Here is a 17,876-nt window from a genome sequence, read left to right as displayed (position 1 = left end):
GGTGCTTATCGATCAAAGTGTTATTCCAGGTACAGCTCCCTTCCTGGTCCCCAGCGGCTTTGCAGCGGCCCGTCAGAAAGCGCTTTCAGGCGCACAAAATACCGCCTTCCGGGAATAAGACGCAAGGCCGCTGTGGTATCTGGCAGTGTAGCTTCCTTTATGATGTTGTTGAAGCGGGGTTCTTCTGCAAGCTGCATCCGGTAATTGGTAGCGGTATCAACCCTCTCCCAGAACACACGAACCTGGCTGTCGATGTAATTGATACTGATAATGCGTACCGGCGGCAGGGTCCCGTTTACAATCAGTTTGCGTGGCTGCGTTGTTGCCACTGAATTTCCGCCAGCTTCTGTCACTACGCGCCAGTAATACTGGCCAGGGCTCAGCGGGCGGGAAGGCAGGGCGGTTGTGCCTGGCGCCCATTCACTGGTCGCAACCAGGTTCCGGAAGGCTTCATCTTCGGCAATTTCTACCCGGGCCACTTCGTTCTCACCATTCAGAGTCCAGCGGAACTCGGGCATATCGTCATTCACGCTGCCTTCGTTTTCTGGTTCCAGCAGGTTGGCGGTGCGGGCCTGCAAATCGACCTCTATCGGCAGTATGCCGGGCATTCCAGCCATACCTTGCGCATCAAACGCTGCCAGATGAATTTCATACTGGCCATTGTCCAGGCGGCTGATGTCAAAGCGGCTGTCGTTGATTTCACGGCTTTCAACCCAGCGCCCGCTCTCTGTTTCGAAGATATCCAGCCGATAGTTGGCCGCAGGTTCTCGCTTCCAGGTCATCTCTGCCGGCAGTTGGGTAAGTACCGGGGGGAGTGGGTTGATTTCCGGTGCGGGTGGCATCCTGCGGATGCTCAGCTCGCGAGTGCTGTTACTGGCAACTGTTGCGCTGTAGCCGGCAGGAATTCGCTGAGTCCGGTTCGGCGCGCCGAAATCAACCACCCCTTCGGTAACCTGCAAACTGGTGCCCTCAGGCCCGGTTTGCAGTGAGAATGCGGTGCCGCGGACGGCTGCGACGGCAGATGGGGTTTCAATCTCAAAGCGGGCGCCCCCTTCAATGACGGGCTTCACCCGGGTGTGCACCTCTCCCCTGTCAAGTCTTAGCCGCGTGTCTATCATGCCGGACTTGCCGTACTGTGTCAGGCGGTTGAAGATCAGCCGGGAGTTCGGGGAGAGTCGTACTTCTGAACCATCAGCCAGGGTGATTGTTGCGGCTCCCGCAGCGGAAAGCACTTCATCGCCTACTCGTATCAGCGTGTCTTTGGTCAGCGGTTTTTTGCGGCCATCAATACCGGATATCACGTGAACGTTGCCAGAAACCGACGTGGCGCGTGCAGGGTCGGGCTGCCTTTTAAGCCAGGACAGAGGAATGCGTATACGATCGCCTTCTCCAAGCGTGGCTGGGTTTTCAATAGAGTTATATTGAAGCAGCCGTCCCGCGCTGACGTTTCTAACCAGAAGATCGCTGGCAATTTCCGAAAAGCTCTCACCGGATTTCAGGGTATAGATCCACTGGGGCGCTGCGTCGCTGGCTGAACTTGCGACCGTTGTGGCCGAGCCGCGGGTAATTGAAAGTTCCGCGCACACAGGCATGCCCAGTGCCAAAAGAGCCAGCAACAGCAATGCTTTGGTAGCAACCGGTGTGCGGTGTTCAGCCATTCGATGTTTGCACTTCCTGATCTGCTGCCTGGGTTTCCACAATGTTGTCGCTCGTGGATGTGGCTTGCATGGACTCAAGTCGATAGCCGCGCTGGTAAATCGTTTTAATTCTGAAACCGTTTTCCGGATTGAGGCCCAATCGACGTCGCAGACGGCTCATGTGCGTGTCGACGGTTCGGGTATTGATATCCCGGGTAAGCCCCCAGACCCGTTCAAGAAGTACTTCACGGGTTAGCAGACGACCCTGATTTTGAAACAGGAACAAGGTCAGATCGAAATCCTTGTCGGTCAAGGTGAGCGTTTCACCATGGAGTGCAATGGTTCTGTGCTGGATATTGACCTCAAAAGGCCCATAGCTAAGGACTTCTTTTTCACTATCCGGATTGGCGCGGCGCGCCAGAGCATTGATACGTGCCACCAGTTCTGCCGCACGCGCAGGTTTTGCGATAAAATCGTCCGCGCCCGCGTCCAAAGCCTCGACAATGTCGGATTCGCTGTCACGCTGGGTGAGAAATATCACGGGAATGGGCCAATTGATCTGTGCTCTCACACTTTTTAGCACATCAATACCAGTCATATCCGGAATCTGCCAGTCAAGAATCATCAGGTCATAGCTGCGGTGCAGTGCTGCGCTGAGGAAACTCTGGCCGGTGGGGAAACTGTCGCAGTGATGGCCACGCTCAGACAGAATCGACTGAATGTGCTGCGCCTGTTCTTGTTGGTCTTCAAGCAGAGCAATGCGCATTGCGCCTCTCCTGGAGTAAATAGTGTGGGTGCAATCCTGTATCACTCTGCGCGATAGGGGATTCCCTTCCATATCAGCCAATTATCACAAAATGCACCATGGCATTCCGTTTCGTTATGTAGACTTGCGTAAACGGGTTGCTGGTTTACCGTCGTCGTCATCCAGTGTTTGTCGGCAGGCAGGAAAATTACTGCAGCCCCAGAACCAGCCTTTTTTGCCTTTTCGCCGGACCAGAGGTGAAAAACAGTGGGGGCAGGGGATGGGTTTTTGCTCGGTTCCGTCCTCTGGTGCGGCATTCTCAATGGGGCGTGTTCCACGACAGTCGGGATAACGGGTGCAGGCGAAAAAACGGCCAAATTTGCCGTCTCTGTCGGTCATCGGAGCGCGACATTTTGGGCAATTGGGAGCATTGCTTTGCGGCCCGGTATCGGGCGCATCGGCAGCCGGGCCAATGAACCGGCGAATTTCCGCCTTGAGAGTTTCGAGGAATTTCCGGGGGTCGTCCTCGCCCCTGCGGATACCTTCCAGGGTTGCTTCCCAAACGGCCGTTCTGTCTGGCTTGCTGACAGACTCTGGCAGCGCACTGATCAACGCTTTCCCTTTATCGGTCGCTCGGATGTGGCGGCTGTCCCGATACAGATAATCCCGTTTGAACAGCGTGTCTATGATGTTCGCACGGGTGGCTTCTGTACCAAGGCCGTCTGTCTCCCGCAGGGTTTTTCGCAGCTCTGTATCGGTTACAAATCGTGCAATATTCGTCATCGCCGATAGCAGGGTTGCGTCGGTGAAGTGCTGGGGCGGTTGGGTTTTGCGCTCTTTTACGGTGCTGTCTTCGCAGAATACCGGCTCACTCTTGTTCAGGCGCGGCAACGGCGGCTTTTCTGTCTCTTTGTTGCTGTCCCGGAGTTTCAGTTCCAGAGTTTTCCAGCCCGGCTCCAGCACGGCGGTTTCTGTGGCACGAAACCGGTGCTCTGTTACCCGAATGGTAAGACGGCCCTCGCGATGTATAGCGTCTGCAGAAAACTGCATCAGGTAATAGCGGCTGACAAGACCGTAAATTTTCTGTTCTGCGTCAGTGAGCTTGCCATTGGCTGCGGTGCGGCTGGTGGGAATAATGGCGTGGTGAGCATCAACCTTTTTGTCGTTCCATACAGCCGTTCTGCGGCTGAAATCAGCTTTACCGCACGCCTCTGCAAGCTCGGGCAGGACCCGGGCAATTGCACCAGTGACCTGCTCGCGCTGAGCAAAATGGCCTTCAGGCAGATACCGGGAGTCGGAACGGGGGTAGGTGATCAGTTGGTGTTGTTCGTAAAGATTCTGAGCGGTGTCCAGTACGTCTTTCGCCCCCATGCGGAACAAACGGCCGGCTTCGATCTGCAGGGCGGACAATGAAAACGGTAAAGGCGGGGCCTCGGGCCGGTCGCGGAAGCGGGATTCCACTACAGAACCTGGCCGACTCTGAACGCTCGCGGCAATCTGCTCGGCGGTTGCGCGATCCAGAAGGCGGTTCTCTTCGTCCAGATAATCCTGGAACTGTTCGTCGGGGAGCCATCGTGCAGTGAAGGATTGTTGGTCTGCTTCTTCTTCCTGCGCCTTGAAACGGGCTTCTATGCGGAAGTAGGGCTTGGGCTCGAAGCTTTCGATGGAGTTGTCCCGCTCAACGACCAGTCCGAGCACTGGTGTTTGAACGCGACCGACAGAATAAACACCCTTCTGCCCTTGTTGTTGGTAGCTCAGGGTATAAAAGCGGGTGAGGTTGATGCCATAGAGCCAGTCGGCCCGCTGCCGGGCGAGTGCGGAATGTGAAAGCCTGCGAAATTCCAGATTGTCTCTGGGCTGCTGAAGGGCTTTCGCAACTGCGGCTGGAGTCAGGTCGTTGATGAGTACCCGTTTTACCGGCGCCTTGCTGCCGAAATAACGTATGACTTCATCAACCAGTAGTTGGCCTTCTCTGTCCGGGTCTCCGGCGTGGACGATGGTGTCTGCTTGCCTGATCAGGGATTCCAGAACGTTGAGCTGCTGGCGAACGCTGTCTTTTGGGGTTACCTGCCACTTGTCGGGGAACATGGGGAGGTCGTTCTGGCGCCATGTTTTCCAGACCGGGTTGTAGCTGGCGGGTTCGGCGGGCTCCAGCAGATGGCCGATGCACCAGCTTACGGTGGCGGTTTCAATGCCCGTGCCGCAGCGGATCCAGCCCTGGCCTTTTTGGTAGGGGCCGGGGAGGGCGGCGGCTATTGCTCTGCCGAGGCTGGGTTTTTCGGCGATGTACAGGAGCATGGTTCGGGTATGGTTTTGTCCGGGGTTGAGTGGGAGGGGAATGTGGCTGTTTGGTCGTTGGGTGTCAAGGTTCGGGGGCTCGCTCCTTCTGTAGTAGACTGTTGCTTTGGAGTTAGTGGGTGTGGGGCTGGCCTTTCCAAAACACGCCGTGAACCCATCCATGGGGGCTTGGTGTTGCCATCCTTGGCAACACACAGTTTTGGAAAGGCCAGCCCCACACCCACTTCGTGCTCCGAGGTGTCGCCACTGCATATAGAGCAAGTTTTGGGAGTTATCAGGTTATGAAAATGCAGAATACAATTGAAACCAAGCTGAACGAGGTGTTTGACGCCAGCATTCTCCTGGTTGAGAACGAAAGTCATAAGCACAGTGTGCCGCCAAACTCGGAAACGCACTTCAAGGTGACAATGGTATCGCCAGCCTTTATCGGGCAGATGAAGGTTAAGCGGCATCAGGCTATTTATAAGCTGCTTTCCGAAGAACTGGAGATGGCCGGTGGCGTTCATGCGTTAGCGTTACATCTATACTCTCCAGAGGAATGGGAGGCTTCTGGGCAAGTTGCGCCCACATCGCCGGATTGTATGGGTGGTTCCAAAGCGGATTCTCAGTCGGCGATTTCAGGCGCTCAAAATCAGAGCGGAGGGCATTCATGAGCCAGTTTTTTCAGATTCATCCAGAAAACCCGCAAAAGCGGTTGATCAAGCAGGCTGTTGAGATTCTTCGCAGTGGCGGTGTAGTTGTGTATCCCACTGACTCTGGTTATGCCCTTGGTTGCCATTTGGGTTACAAACCAGCTGCGGACAAGATCAAGCGGATTCGCAAGCTGGATGACAAGCACAATTTTACGCTGGTGTGCCGGGATCTCTCGGACATCGGGACCTATGCCAAGGTGGATAACACTCAATACCGACTGTTGAAAACCTTCACGCCCGGGCCTTACACGTTCATCCTGGATGCGACGAGTGAAGTGCCCCGGCGATTACAACATCCCAAGCGACGTACTATTGGGGTACGGGTGCCGGATAATGCCATTGTTCAGGCACTGTTGGCTGAGCTTGGCGAGCCCATTATGAGCAGCACGTTGATTTTACCGGGCGAGTCGGACCCTATGACAGATCCCTATGACATTCGGGATACGCTGGAACACGAGTTGGAGCTGATCATTGACGGTGGTTTTTGCGGTATGGAGCCCACTACGGTGGTGAACTTTACCGGCGACGTGCCAGAGGTTACCCGAGTGGGGAAGGGCGACCCGGCGCCGTTTGATGTTTGACGCTCAGGCCCGGGCGTTCAGGTTGAAAGCGTAGGCTCCCCGGTTCGCCCCAGCTTCGAACGGGTCAGTTGGGGCTGAACGGCGCAGGGTATCGTAGCGATGAACGAGATCCTGCAGGCCGTTGAACTGCTGGTTTTCACTGATCAGTGTATCCAGCAGTGAATTGCTAACGCCGTAGGCCTGGTTAAGCTTCAGAGCGTTATCCATGAAATGCAACGTCGGTTCGTTGACGCTCAGCCGATTGAAAGCATCCGTAAAGTTCTTGTTCACATTCAGATCATTCTCTATGCGAGTGCGGGTTTCTTCCGCCAGATTTCCGCCTACTTCAACTTTCCCGCTATCGTTTTTACTGACGCTTATTGCCGAGGCCGGGTTCAGGTTGTATTCGGCAAGTTTGTGCCGCAGCGTTTCCCTGATAAAGGCAAGGTCCTGCCCTACCGTTTGCTTGTAGTCCGCCAGTGGTAATTTCTGTGATTTCAGTCGGCCTGTTTCATCTACGGTGTTTCCCGATGGTGTGAATCGATCGTCGCCGGGGCCTGCGGGTTGCAACGCTTCCGCGCTGCCCGCGCCTTTGGTTTTTTGTTGCTCGGCTCCCGTTGCCGGACTCTTTTCCAGACTCTGCTGGAAGCGAGTGCTCGCCTGAATCAGGGATGTCAGAAGTGACATGGCGTTTAGTCCTCCGTTGGCCCGCAGTCGGCGTGCCAGAAAAATGCTCGTTGAAACGTTATAAAGCACATTTCGGGCCACGTGAGGGAAAGGCATCATTCTGATCTGCATCAGTAAAAAAATGACGCATATGGGTAAAGTTACTCGCCACTTTGCCGTCACTTACAGGGAGCCTCTGAGGAACCCCGGTTTATTATGAAAAAACACTATTCCATCCGTTTTCTTTTACTCGCAGCTCTGGCAGCCGGGTTTTCACTCATTCTGGTGTTTACCGTGCTTTACAGCGCGAGTGCCCAGCGTGATCACATGGAGGAGTTCAGCCACAAATACGTGGATGGCTTGGCCAAATCGTATTTTGACGGCCTGAATACCATGATGGTGACCGGCACGATCAGCAATCGTGAGGTGTTACGGGCCAAGGTAATGGCTCCGGAGGATGTGCTGGACGTAAGGGTGATCCGGAGTGATCAGCTGAACGGGATGTTCGGCGGCGGTACGAAAGCCGAACAGACGCGTGACCCAGCGGATAAGCAAGCCCTGAAGGGTGAACGGATCGAGCGCTATTCAAGCAACGATGATGGTCGCATTTACACGCTGATCGAGCCGGTTATTGCGCGGGAAGACTATCAGGGCGTTAATTGTCTGGGTTGTCACCAGGCACAGGAAGGTGATGTGTTGGGTGCAATCCGGGTGGATTACTCCCTCGCGGAGAGTGACGACCGCCTGCATCAGCAGTTGCTGGCCAGTGGCGGTATTCAGGTTGTTATTTTTATTGCCGTATTTTTCCTGACCGCGCTTGCCTTGAGCCGGCTGGTGTTCTCCCGGTTACGTCGGCTCCAGGTTCGAATGGATGAGATATCCGGAAACTCCGATCTGACGATTGAGCTGGATGTTTCCCGCAACGATGAGATTGGCTCGGTATCACTGGCCTTCAATCGCATGATGGCGAAAATCCGCAAAAGCATGCACACGGTGATGGATAACGCGGCCCAGGTTGAACAGGCAGCTCGGAGTATCGCAGCAAAAGCTGAAACCACCGGCCGGGAAGTAATGGCACAGAAGGACAATACGGATCAGGTTGCCAGTGCAACGACAGAAATGGCTGCGTCGGCCGTTCAGGTACGGGAAAACGCCAATCACACCACTCGCAAGTCTGCAGAAACAGCGGAATCAGCTAATAGCGGTGAGCGTCTGGCACGTAATGCGGTGGAAGGTATCGAAGCCCTGAATACGGAAGTGCAGGGTGGTGCCAGGCGAATAGAAGACCTTAATCAACGTACCAGCCAGATGGCAACTATGTTGGAAGAAATCTCCAATATTGCGGATCAGACAAACCTGCTGGCGCTGAATGCGGCTATCGAGGCCGCCAGGGCAGGGGAACAAGGCAGGGGGTTCTCGGTGGTTGCGGACGAAGTTCGTGCACTGGCAGCGCGTACGCAGGTTTCTACAGAAGACATCCGTAAAACAATTAACGGGCTCAAAAGCGAGGTGGTTGATTGTGTGGCTGTCATGCGTCATGCCTCGGATATGACGGGCCATCAGGTAGAGGCGATTCTGAAAGTGGAATCCGAACTACAGAGCATTGCTTCGGCTGTGCGTGAAATCACCTCTCTCAATCAGGAGATGGAAAGCGCAGCAAACGAACAGAGCGATGTGTCGGAGGCCATTAATCAGAACGTTATCGAGATCAGTCGCTCCGCAGAGCAGGCATCAACAGATGCACAGGAAACGGCTGATATAGCAGGAGACCTGCTTGTGATGGCTGAAACGCTCAGAGAAACCATAGAGCAGTTCCGGTTGACCAGAGCGAAAAGCTAACGGGAGGGCCTCTAAAGGAAAGGCCCGCCCCGTAACCATCACCCGAAGTTCAGCCCTGCCGGGTGACGTTAATGATCTTGAGATGGATATTGTTACGGCCACGGATCGGCCACTCGATTGAGTCACCCACTGCAAGCCCCAGCAGCGCAGAGCCTGCCGGCGCCAGAATTGAAATCTTGCCCTCACCGGTGCCCACCTCATGGGGGTATACCAGGGTCAACTCCTGCTCTTGGCCGCTATCCTCATTCTGGAAGCGAACCTTGGAATTCATCGTTACCACGTGGTCTGGCATTTCCGCGAGCGGCACCAGTGTGGCCCGGCTCAGCTCATCATCCAGGCCATCCGCAACATCGGAATCACCCTGCTTTTCGATCAGAGTTGTCAAACGGTTGAAATCTTCTTCAGCAACCAATACGTCCGGCATATCAGCCATAGCAATCTCCAGAAAATAAAATAATAGCTCGGAATTTCAGAATTCGGGCGCCGAATCCGGCGGTTTTAAAGCGGACTCAGCGAGAAAAGAGAAAGGCGGACAACACACCAGCAGTGTCTGCCCGTTGGCGGACACTGAAACGGTAGAAAGGAATGGTCTCTGAGAAAAGCGTTCTCACAGGCTCACCTGATGCGTCGTTTCTGATTAATTAAAGGAAAAGCGGTAACTTGGCCGCTTTGATCAATTTATAAGCTTTTGCCGGGTTCCACAAGTGGGCGTGCGGAAAACGTGAGAAATAAAGCGCATAACGCCAGATTTGTTAGACTGACACCTTAGACGATTCATCCACAGACTGCATCAGGCAAGGAATTACCTACCATGTCCAAACTGTATCCTTCCGTCGACCCCGATGGGTTGCTGGAATACTCCGTGGTATTCAATGATCGCTCGCTCAACCACATGTCTGCCCCCTTTCAGCAAGTAATGCGGGATATTTCCTCCACCCTGCGGCAAGTTTATAACGCCCAGGGCGCAGTTATTGTTCCCGGTGGCGGCAGTTTTGGTATGGAGGCTGTCGCTCGTCAGTTTGCCAATGGCGAACAGTGCCTTGTGGTTCGCAACGGCTGGTTCAGCTATCGCTGGTCGCAGATACTGGAAGCGGGCCGAATCACCGATAAAATAACCGTACTTCAGGCCAAGGCTCTCGGCGATGGGCCTCAGGCCGCTTACGCACCGGTTCCAGCGAAAGAGGTCGCGGATTGCATCAGGGCTGAAAAGCCTGCTGTTGTGTTTGTTCCTCACGTTGAGACCGCTGCAGGTATTGTGCTGCCAGACGACTACCTGAAAGCCATTGGTGATGCAGTAAACGAGATCAATGGCCTGTTTGTGCTGGACTGCGTAGCTTCCGGTGCATTATGGGTTGATACCAAAGCCTGCGGCGTGGACGTTCTTATCACCGCGCCCCAAAAAGGTTGGAGCGCCTCACCTTGCGCTGCTCTGATCACACTGAGCGAACGTGCTATCACTCGCATGGAAGAAACGACCAGCAGCAGCTTTGCGGGAGACCTTCGCAAATGGTCGCAGATCATGCAGGCCTATGAGTCCGGGAACCATGCGTATCATGCAACCATGCCCACCGACACCCTGGTCATACTTCGTGACGCCATGCTCGAGACGTTGAAAACCGGCCCGGATCTGCTTTACAAGTGCCAGGAGGAACTTGGCAAGCAGGTGCGTGAGCTGTTTGACAGTGCTGGTTTCAAAAGCGTTGCCGCCCCGGGCTTTGAGTCACCCAGCGTGGTGGTTTTGCATACTGACGACATCAACATCCACAACACCAACCTGTTCCGCGAGCAGGGCCTGCAGACCGCAGCTGGCGTGCCGCTGATGTGTGGTGAACCCGAGGGTTTCCGGACTTTCCGCATGGGGCTGTTTGGCTTGGAAAAGCTGAACAATGTGGATCGAACGGTGGAGAATCTGAGAGTGGCGCTGGAGGCGATTCAGGGCTGATGCGAGAGTTGCGCGTTCTGCGGCCTTGGCTACTTTTTGGCTTGTTGGTCGTGCTGGTTATTCTTCTTACCGCTCGTGATGACCTGCGACAGAACGCGGCTAAAAGCAGCGAAAGTGCAATCCGCTATGTCGTCTTTGATATGTTGGGCTGGTCGCCGAGGGAGGTCTTTATTTGGCGTTTGCGGTTGGCAGGCCTGGTTGATAGCCCGTTGGGCCAGCAATGGATCGGCGCGGTTGAGCGGGCGAACAAGTCGCCCTTTCAAGTGGGCGATCAGTACCGGGCCTCTGAAGCCTTTGCAGATGACCGGGTTGAGGCGCATGTTTTTCAGGTGACGCTTGAGCGGGGAGAAAAGCTGATATGGCAACTCTCTCGCTTGGATGCCTCCGGTGATCGCTTATACGCCAGTCTGGAGCATCGTGAACGCGAGGGCCAAGGCTGGTCAACTGTCGCGGAACTGAGTGCAGACGGAGCAACATCGAGCTCGCTTGTGTCCCGGTCGGGCGACTACCGGATTGTTCTCCAGCCAGAGTTATTCGCCAGGTTAGAGTATTCGCTGGCTATCGCCAGTGGCGGCTCCTTGCCATTTCCGGTAGAAGCCGCGTCGCAGCGTGACATAGGCAGCAGTTTTGGCGCACCTCGCGATGGCGGTGCCCGAGAGCATCACGGCGTGGATATCTTTGCGGACAGGGGAACGCCGGTCCGCGCGGTAATGGATGGCCGTGTCCGAACCGGTACCGGCGGCATCGGTGGCAACCACGTATGGCTATCGAGCGGCCTGCTGGGGCTCGGCGGTGCCCGCTACTACTATGCCCACCTGGATTCATTTGCAATTGAATCCGGCGACAGGGTAAAAGAGGGTGAGATACTCGGATACGTTGGCAACACCGGCAACGCCAGCAATACGCCGCCTCATCTTCACTTCGGGATTTACTCAGGTGGCCCGGTGGACCCGGCACCGTTTCTGAAGCCTGAGCCAGTGTTGCCTGAGCGCTAATCCGCAGGTTCGCTATAATAATGTTATCGAAACCATCGATATCCGTGTATTTAAATGCAGCCTAATGACCAAGAGGAATGCCTGTGTCTCTCTCAAGTCCCCAAAAATATGAATCCAAGTGCCATTCCAAACACCAGGTTTCAGACAGGGCCTTTCGTGAGCATTCGCGTTTGTTGATGCGATGTCTTGCCATCGTTTTGTTTTGTGCAACGGGCGCAGTGTCGGCGCAGGATCCGGTGGTGGTTTCTTCGAAAATCGACACGGAGGGAGGCGTCCTCGGTCAGATGATTCTGCAACGCCTGGATGGCGGAGGTATTCCGGTGGAAAACCGGCTACAGCTTGGCAGCACCAGCATTGTACGCAGTGCGATCAAAGCCGGAGAAATTGATCTGTATCCCGAGTACACCGGCAACGCCGCGTTCTTTTACGACAAAGCAGACAGCCCGGTCTGGACGGATGCCGCAAAGGCTTACGACATGGCAGCCGAGCTTGACCGCGAAGCTGAGGGTATTGTCTGGCTCACCCCGGCGAACGCCAACAACACCTGGGCCATGAGCGTGCGCGGTGATTTGGCGGAAAAGAACAACCTCAAAACCCTGGAGGATTTGGCGGATTATATAAACGCTGGCAAGCCCTTTAAATTTGCGGCCAGCGCCGAGTTTGTGGAGTCGGCCAGCGCCCTGCCTGCGTTCCAGAAGGCCTACGGATTCAAGCTGACGTCTGATCAGCTCCTGATTCTCTCTGGCGGAAACACCGCAGCGACCCTGCGGGCGGCAGCAATCAATTCCAATGACGTTAACGGGGCTATGGCCTATGGCACCGATGGCGGGCTCAATGCTTTGGGCCTGAAAGTAATGGAAGACACCAAAAGCGTGCAGCCGGTCTATCAACCGACACCGATAGTCAGAGGAAGTGTGTTGAAGGCGTATCCTGAAATACGCCCGCTGCTCAAGCCGGTTTTCGAATCGCTTGATCTGGAAACTCTGCAAGAGCTAAATGCAAAGGTGGCGGTTGAAGGCGCGCCTGCAGATGCGGTGGCCCGGGACTATCTGGAAAGTCTTAGTCTGGACTAATCCGTGCCGTCAACGACAATGCTGCCGAACCGTGTGCTATCAAACCGTGTGCTATCTAACCGTGTAGTACTAGCGCTAGCACTGGCTGCGTTTGGATGTGTATGGCTGCTGAATCTCGGCGTGGTTCAGCCTAACCGTATTGTGACCGGAACCGGGTACGGGCTTTATGCCGCAACCGGTTGGCTTGGTGCGGGCATTGTTTCGTCTCTGCTTCTCGTTGTGGTTGTGCTCGCAACAAGGCCTGTTCACAAACGTTACGAGGTGCTGGCAGCGTTGCTGACGGTTGCACTGATGACGCTGCCGCTGCTGCTTGAGGTATTTGCGCTGCACAAGCTGCCAACAGATTCTGCTTATGCACGGATTGGTATAGGTGCCGGGTTCTGGTGTTTGGCATTTTTTCTCGCCCTGATACTTTTGGAAACACTGGGCCAGCTCAGAGCCTCCCGCCGTTTTCAGTTATCAACAGTGCTTTTGATTGTCGCTGGCTGGTGGCTCTGCGCCAGCCGTGAGGGGCTATCCAGCCTGTCTCTTATCCGCGAGTATACCAATCGGGCGGATCAGTTTGCCCAAGCCTTAGCCGTACATTTGTCATTGTCCCTCAGTGCCGTTGCCATCAGTGCTGTGCTCGCTTTCGCCCTGGCGCTTGCCATGGTGAGGCGTGAACGGATGCGACGGCCGCTGCTGGGGCTGGTCAGTTTTATGCAGACCATCCCGAGCCTCGCGCTTTTCGGGCTGCTAATTGCGCCTTTGGGAGCATTGTCGGCAGCCTTTCCATTTCTTCAGGCTCTGGGCATAAGGGGCATTGGCTGGGCGCCGGCGCTGCTGGCGTTGATTGCCTATAGCCTGCTGCCGATGGTGCGCAATACCTATGTTGCTCTGATCGAAGTGCCTGAGTCTGTTGTTGACGCTGGGCGTGGAATGGGAATGAGCGAGCGACAGATATTTATGCAGGTGAAACTCCCCCTCGCCCTGCCGGTCATTATTGAAGGCGTGCGGATTACCACCATACAAGCCATTGGTCTGACCGCTGTCGCCGCGCTGATCGGCGCGGGAGGCTTCGGCACTTTTATCTTTCAGGGGCTGGGTCAAGCCGCCATGGACTTGGTACTGCTTGGTGCCTTGCCTACTGTGTTTCTTGCATTAGCGGCCGATGCAATCTTGTCTGCGTTGAAGTTTAAGGAGGCATCAAGGTGATTGAGCTGAAAGGTGTCACTCGGCGGTTCGGTGATGCCGTGGCGGTTGATGATATAGATCTGACCATAGAGACCGGCGAAGTCTGCGTGCTTGTGGGCAGTTCCGGCTGCGGTAAATCCACCACGCTGCGGATGATCAATCGTCTTTTACCCAGCACCAGCGGCGAAATTCTTGTGGATGGCGAGGATATTAACAAAGTGGACCCCGAGGCTCTGCGACTGAATATGGGCTACGCCATCCAAAGCACCGGGTTGTTCCCCCACTGGACTGTCGCTCGCAATATTGGTGTGGTGCCCAATCTACTCAAATGGCCAGCCCGCAAACGTGATGAGCGCGTAAATGAACTGCTGATCCTGCTGGGTCTGGACCCGGCAACCGACGCCATCAAATACCCTCATCAGCTCTCCGGTGGTCAGGCACAACGGGTAGGCGTGGCGCGGGCACTGGCGGGCGACCCGAATATTCTTCTGATGGACGAGCCCTTTGGTGCACTGGATGCCATTACACGGGAAAACCTGCAGCAGGAGATGTTGAGAATCCAGAGACAACTTAATAAAACCACGGTTTTCGTGACCCACGATATTGACGAGGCCTTGAAACTGGCTACCCGCATCGCCGTGATGGACCAAGGGCGGATTATCCAACACGACACGCCCGAAGCGATCCTTCGGCGGCCGGCATCAGCCTTTGTGGAGAACCTCATTGGCAAAGGCGATCGTGGCCTTAAGCTTCTGGCTTTGCGCACGGTGGGCGAGTTGATGGAGGGGCATTCACAGCCTCGGGAGCCGGAACCTGGTGCCGACGGCCTGAACGAGGCGGACAGCCTTCGTTTCGCGCTATCGGTTATGGTCTGGGAAAATACATTACAGCTCCCTGTTTATAATGGAGCAGGTGAAGAGGTTGGAACCGTAAAGCGCGAGCACCTCCTGCAGGGTGGCGCCTGATGCGCGTGTGGCTGACGCCGGTTGTCTGGATTGCATCCTTGTGCGCACTGGCGGCCTGGCTCCCCACAATGACGCCGCTTTTTTCATGGGTGCAGCCCGGTACTGACAATCTGATTTACAACAGAGACAGTTTTTACGTGCTGTTGCAAAGCCACATCTGGCTCGTGCTGGCTTCTGCCACCATCGGCACACTGGTGGCTGTATCTGCCGGCATTTTTGCGACCCGTCCCGCCGGTCGCGATTTTCTGCCGTTGGTCAGCCAGATAGCCTCCATCGGCCAGACCGTGCCGCCCGTAGCGTTGCTGGCGCTGGCAGTGCCTGTTATGGGTTTCGGTGAGAAACCGACGCTGTTTGCGCTGGTGCTTTATGGTTTACTGCCTATTTTGCGGAATACCCTGACAGGACTAAACGGCATAAACCCGGCGGTGCTCGAATCCGCCAAAGGAATGGGCATGTCTTCCGCGCAAGTTTTGCTGAAGGTTGAGCTCCCACTGGCAGGGCGAGTGATACTGGCTGGAATCCGCACCTCAGTCACCATCAACATCGCTACCGCGGCGATCGGCTCAACCATCGGCGCCCGCACACTGGGTGACCCGGTGATTGCAGGACTGGTCAACGGCAATACCGCTTACGTGTTGCAAGGCGCCATCCTGATTGGCCTGCTGGCACTGGCGACCGACAGCTTGTTTGAAGCGATAGAACGCACCTGGGCTCGGGCTTTTGCAGTCTGAATTCAGGGCCCAAGCTCCAGGTGTAAACAATTGCGTGCTTAAAGGAGCTTTGCCTTGGCAGCCCGTGCAGCATGCAGCTTCTTGTAGCTTTCAATCAGGCGCAGATGTTTGTCCAGGCCTTCCAGCTGCATGTTGGTTGGCGTGAGACCGTAAAAGCGCACGCTGCCATCTACTGAGCCCACCACGGCGTCCATGGTTTCTTCCCCAAACATACGTTTGAGATTAAACAGGTAATCACTCAGCTCGAGTTCTTCATCGAGGGTGATTTCCAGCACTGCACTCATCGCACGATAGAACAGTCCGCGTTCAACGGTGTTGTCGTTGAACTGTATAAACATTTCGACCCGCTCAAGGGCTTCTTCGTACTCTTGCAAAGCCAGGTTGATTAACAGCTTCAGCTCAAGAATGGTGAGCTGTCCCCAGACCGTATTCTCATCGAACTCGATGCCGATCAGGGTAATAATATCGGTGTAATCGTCTATCTGGCTTTCTTCCAGGCGCTCCGCCAGAGCGGCCAGTTGCTTATCACTCAGGATGTGCAGGTTGAGGATGTCTTCACGGTAGTCCAGGGCCCGGTTGGTGTTGTCCCAGATAAGATCCTCTATCTGGTAGACCTCAGAGTAGCCCGGCACCAGCATCCGGCAGACCGGCGCGCCCAGGTCGTCATAAACGGTTGTGTACACTTCTTTGCCCATGTCTTCGAGAATGCCAAACAGCGCTGCTGCCTCCTCTTCATTGGTACCCGAGAAATCCCATTCGTGAAACTCAACATCCGGTCGGGCACTGAAGAAACGCCAGGAAACTACCCCGCTGGAATCAATAAAATGTTCCACATAATTGTTAGGCTCGGTGATTGCGAGGCTGTTGAAGGTAGGCGGCGGCATATCGTTCAGGCCTTCAAAGCTACGACCCTGCATCAACTCGGTGAGGCTGCGTTCCAGTGCGACTTCCAGGGTTGGGTGCGCCCCAAACGAAGCAAAAACACCGCAGGTTTTCGGGTTCATCAGGGTGACGCAAGCCACCGGGAATTGGCCGCCGAGAGAGGCGTCTTTGACCAACACCGGGTAACCCTGGGCTTCCAAAGCACGAACACCTTCCAGAATGTTCGGGTATTTTTCCAGCACGTGCAGGGGCACATCCGGGAGGACAATCTCTTCCTGAATAATCTGCTTTTTTACGGCCCGTTCGAAGATTTCTGACAGGCACTGTACTTGCGCTTCGTACAGGGTATTGCCCGCACTCATGCCATTGCTGAGGTACAGGTTCTCGATCAGGTTCGTGGGGAAGTACACCACCTCACCGTCGGAGTGGCGCTCAAAGGGCAAGGAGCATATGCCGCGCTCCACCTTGCCAGAGTTGGTATCGATCAGGTTGGAACCGCACAGTTCATTCTCGGGGTTATAGATGGCCAGGCAGTAGTCATCCAGTATGCCCTGAGGCAGCTCGTCATTGGGCCCAGGTTTGAACCATCGTTCCCTTGGATAATGAACAAACTCGCTGTTGGCGATTTCCTCACCAAAAAACTGATCGTTGTAGAAAAAGTTACAGTTCAAGCGCTCAATAAACTCACCCAGCGCCGAACACAGGGCGCTTTCTTTGGTGGAGCCTTTGCCATTGGTGAAACACATGGGTGAGGCCGCATCGCGCATGTGCAGTGACCAGACGTGGGGCACGATGTTGCGCCATGACGCGATTTCGATCTTCATGCCCAGGTCCGCCAGAATGGCGGTCATGTTGGCGATGGTCTGCTCCAGCGGCAGATCTTTACCAGCAATATATGTGCTGGTATCGCCCTCTGGCTTGGTCATTAACAGCGCCTGTGCATCACCATCCAGGCTATCGACGATTTCAATCTGAAAATCCGGGCCGGTTTGTACAACTTTCTTGACCGTACAGCGTTCAATCGAACGCACAATGCCCTGGCGGTGCTTCTCGGACAGATCCTCTGGCAACTCAACCTGAATCTTGAAAATCTGTTTGTAGCGGTTTTCAGGATCAACAATGTTGTTCTGGGACAAACGGATGTTATCGGTTGGAATATCTCTGGCTACGCAGTACACCTTTACAAAATAAGCCGCGCACAGGGCCGATGACGCAAGAAAATAGTCGAAAGGGCCGGGCGCCGAGCCGTCGCCTTTGTAACGGATGGGCTGGTCGGCAATCACCGAGAAGTCATCAAACTTGGCTTCAACTCGGAGATTGTCGAGATAATTGACGTTGATTTCCATTGCGAGGGTACCCGGGTTGTAGAATTTGGCGCACGACGGCCTTCGATCGCGGCCATTATCCGGTTTTTGTTGCCGTTCGTCAGGTCAGTTTTTGGAAAGCTGTAAGGCTTTGATCTGTTTGGCTCCTGGCAAGATGACCTGTAGATCTCACCTAAAATGTACTCGCAGAGGATGTAAATTGGGCGGAACGCTGTGTGGCGGTATGGGTGCAACTGGTCAAAAGATTTTTTGAAACAGGTGCTTGTGGTGGTTTGACGGTTGGTACAGCAGGCTCGTCGCCCGGGCAGGACTTATAGGTGTTCTTGTCCAATTGTTTTAACGGCTATTAATAT

At 55.0% G+C, this 17,876-nt stretch carries 15 protein-coding genes; 9 read left to right on the top strand and 6 right to left on the bottom strand.

Annotated elements, in window-relative coordinates; translation table 11 throughout:
* Positions 1–20: 20 nt before the first annotated feature.
* The 3 genes from FFI90_RS16880 to FFI90_RS16870 form a co-directional block, all read right to left on the bottom strand.
* On the bottom strand, positions 21–1,658 hold the full coding sequence (locus FFI90_RS16880) for a FecR domain-containing protein (protein ID WP_144779681.1): 1,638 nt from the start codon (positions 1,656–1,658) through the stop codon (positions 21–23).
* Positions 1,651–2,403, bottom strand: coding sequence for a response regulator transcription factor (locus FFI90_RS16875; protein WP_144779679.1), 753 nt, complete (start codon positions 2,401–2,403; stop codon positions 1,651–1,653). Before FFI90_RS16875 ends, FFI90_RS16880 begins: the two co-directional genes overlap by 8 nt.
* Positions 2,404–2,517: 114 nt before the next feature.
* Complete coding sequence (locus FFI90_RS16870; RefSeq protein ID WP_144779677.1) at positions 2,518–4,680, bottom strand: DNA topoisomerase III; 2,163 nt, start codon at positions 4,678–4,680, stop codon at positions 2,518–2,520.
* 281 nt (positions 4,681–4,961) lie between these two features.
* Between FFI90_RS16870 and FFI90_RS16865 the strand changes: the two genes are divergently transcribed.
* Positions 4,962–5,333: a BolA family protein gene (locus FFI90_RS16865; RefSeq protein WP_144779675.1), complete on the top strand. Its 372-nt coding sequence runs from the start codon at positions 4,962–4,964 to the stop codon at positions 5,331–5,333.
* Positions 5,330–5,953 carry an L-threonylcarbamoyladenylate synthase gene (locus FFI90_RS16860; protein ID WP_144779673.1) on the top strand — a complete coding sequence of 208 codons (624 nt, stop codon included), beginning with the start codon at positions 5,330–5,332 and terminating at the stop codon, positions 5,951–5,953. The genes FFI90_RS16865 and FFI90_RS16860 overlap by 4 nt, the downstream gene beginning before the upstream one ends.
* A 3-nt stretch (positions 5,954–5,956) precedes the next feature.
* Here the strand turns inward: FFI90_RS16860 and FFI90_RS16855 are convergent, their stop codons facing one another.
* The gene (locus tag FFI90_RS16855) at positions 5,957–6,619 is read right to left on the bottom strand and encodes a hypothetical protein (RefSeq protein WP_144779671.1); all 663 of its coding nucleotides are present in this window, start codon (positions 6,617–6,619) and stop codon (positions 5,957–5,959) included.
* A 195-nt stretch (positions 6,620–6,814) separates the two neighbouring features.
* On the opposite strand from FFI90_RS16855, the gene FFI90_RS16850 reads away from it, so the two are divergent.
* A complete protein-coding gene (locus FFI90_RS16850) occupies positions 6,815–8,437 on the top strand; it encodes a methyl-accepting chemotaxis protein (RefSeq protein WP_144779669.1) in 1,623 nt (540 codons plus the stop codon).
* Between the two features lie 49 nt (positions 8,438–8,486).
* On the opposite strand, the gene rnk is transcribed toward FFI90_RS16850, so the two are convergent.
* Positions 8,487–8,870, bottom strand: coding sequence for a nucleoside diphosphate kinase regulator (gene rnk / locus FFI90_RS16845; RefSeq protein ID WP_144779667.1), 384 nt, complete (start codon positions 8,868–8,870; stop codon positions 8,487–8,489).
* 378 nt (positions 8,871–9,248) lie between these two features.
* On the opposite strand from rnk, the gene FFI90_RS16840 reads away from it, so the two are divergent.
* The 6 genes from FFI90_RS16840 (at position 9,249) to FFI90_RS16815 (ending at position 15,316) form a co-directional block, all read left to right on the top strand.
* Positions 9,249–10,379, top strand: a complete 1,131-nt coding sequence (locus FFI90_RS16840; RefSeq protein WP_144779665.1) for an aminotransferase class V-fold PLP-dependent enzyme — start codon at positions 9,249–9,251, stop codon at positions 10,377–10,379.
* Positions 10,379–11,374 carry a M23 family metallopeptidase gene (locus FFI90_RS16835; protein ID WP_144779663.1) on the top strand — a complete coding sequence of 332 codons (996 nt, stop codon included), beginning with the start codon at positions 10,379–10,381 and terminating at the stop codon, positions 11,372–11,374. Before FFI90_RS16840 ends, FFI90_RS16835 begins: the two co-directional genes overlap by 1 nt.
* 176 nt (positions 11,375–11,550) lie before the next feature.
* Positions 11,551–12,447: a glycine betaine ABC transporter substrate-binding protein OsmF gene (gene osmF / locus FFI90_RS16830; RefSeq protein ID WP_144779954.1), complete on the top strand. Its 897-nt coding sequence runs from the start codon at positions 11,551–11,553 to the stop codon at positions 12,445–12,447.
* Positions 12,448–12,450: 3 nt separating this feature from the next.
* A complete protein-coding gene (locus FFI90_RS16825) occupies positions 12,451–13,641 on the top strand; it encodes an ABC transporter permease (RefSeq protein ID WP_246123644.1) in 1,191 nt (396 codons plus the stop codon).
* The gene (locus tag FFI90_RS16820) at positions 13,638–14,585 is read left to right on the top strand and encodes an ABC transporter ATP-binding protein (protein ID WP_144779661.1); all 948 of its coding nucleotides are present in this window, start codon (positions 13,638–13,640) and stop codon (positions 14,583–14,585) included. Before FFI90_RS16825 ends, FFI90_RS16820 begins: the two co-directional genes overlap by 4 nt.
* A complete protein-coding gene (locus FFI90_RS16815) occupies positions 14,585–15,316 on the top strand; it encodes an ABC transporter permease (protein ID WP_144779659.1) in 732 nt (243 codons plus the stop codon). The genes FFI90_RS16820 and FFI90_RS16815 overlap by 1 nt, the downstream gene beginning before the upstream one ends.
* A gap of 38 nt (positions 15,317–15,354) precedes the next feature.
* Here the strand turns inward: FFI90_RS16815 and FFI90_RS16810 are convergent, their stop codons facing one another.
* Complete coding sequence (locus tag FFI90_RS16810) at positions 15,355–17,544, bottom strand: OsmC domain/YcaO domain-containing protein (protein ID WP_144779657.1); 2,190 nt, start codon at positions 17,542–17,544, stop codon at positions 15,355–15,357.
* Positions 17,545–17,876: the final 332 nt, after the last annotated feature.

It is taken from the genome of Marinobacter maritimus (genome assembly GCF_007671675.1).
Taxonomy (GTDB): Bacteria; Pseudomonadota; Gammaproteobacteria; order Pseudomonadales; family Oleiphilaceae; genus Marinobacter; species Marinobacter maritimus.
This window is presented reverse-complemented; position numbering and strand designations above follow the sequence as displayed.

Bases quoted from the DNA above. Each gene is read 5' to 3' on its own strand.
- FFI90_RS16880 (WP_144779681.1), bottom strand. From the start codon at position 1,658: ATGGCTGAACACCGCACACCGGTTGCTACCAAAGCATTGCTGTTGCTG.
- FFI90_RS16875 (WP_144779679.1), bottom strand. From the start codon at position 2,403: ATGCGCATTGCTCTGCTTGAAGACCAACAAGAACAGGCGCAGCACATT.
- FFI90_RS16870 (WP_144779677.1), bottom strand. From the start codon at position 4,680: ATGCTCCTGTACATCGCCGAAAAACCCAGCCTCGGCAGAGCAATAGCC.
- FFI90_RS16865 (WP_144779675.1), top strand. From the start codon at position 4,962: ATGAAAATGCAGAATACAATTGAAACCAAGCTGAACGAGGTGTTTGAC.
- FFI90_RS16860 (WP_144779673.1), top strand. From the start codon at position 5,330: ATGAGCCAGTTTTTTCAGATTCATCCAGAAAACCCGCAAAAGCGGTTG.
- FFI90_RS16855 (WP_144779671.1), bottom strand. From the start codon at position 6,619: ATGTCACTTCTGACATCCCTGATTCAGGCGAGCACTCGCTTCCAGCAG.
- FFI90_RS16850 (WP_144779669.1), top strand. From the start codon at position 6,815: ATGAAAAAACACTATTCCATCCGTTTTCTTTTACTCGCAGCTCTGGCA.
- rnk (WP_144779667.1), bottom strand. From the start codon at position 8,870: ATGGCTGATATGCCGGACGTATTGGTTGCTGAAGAAGATTTCAACCGT.
- FFI90_RS16840 (WP_144779665.1), top strand. From the start codon at position 9,249: ATGTCCAAACTGTATCCTTCCGTCGACCCCGATGGGTTGCTGGAATAC.
- FFI90_RS16835 (WP_144779663.1), top strand. From the start codon at position 10,379: ATGCGAGAGTTGCGCGTTCTGCGGCCTTGGCTACTTTTTGGCTTGTTG.
- osmF (WP_144779954.1), top strand. From the start codon at position 11,551: ATGCGATGTCTTGCCATCGTTTTGTTTTGTGCAACGGGCGCAGTGTCG.
- FFI90_RS16815 (WP_144779659.1), top strand. From the start codon at position 14,585: ATGCGCGTGTGGCTGACGCCGGTTGTCTGGATTGCATCCTTGTGCGCA.
- FFI90_RS16810 (WP_144779657.1), bottom strand. From the start codon at position 17,544: ATGGAAATCAACGTCAATTATCTCGACAATCTCCGAGTTGAAGCCAAG.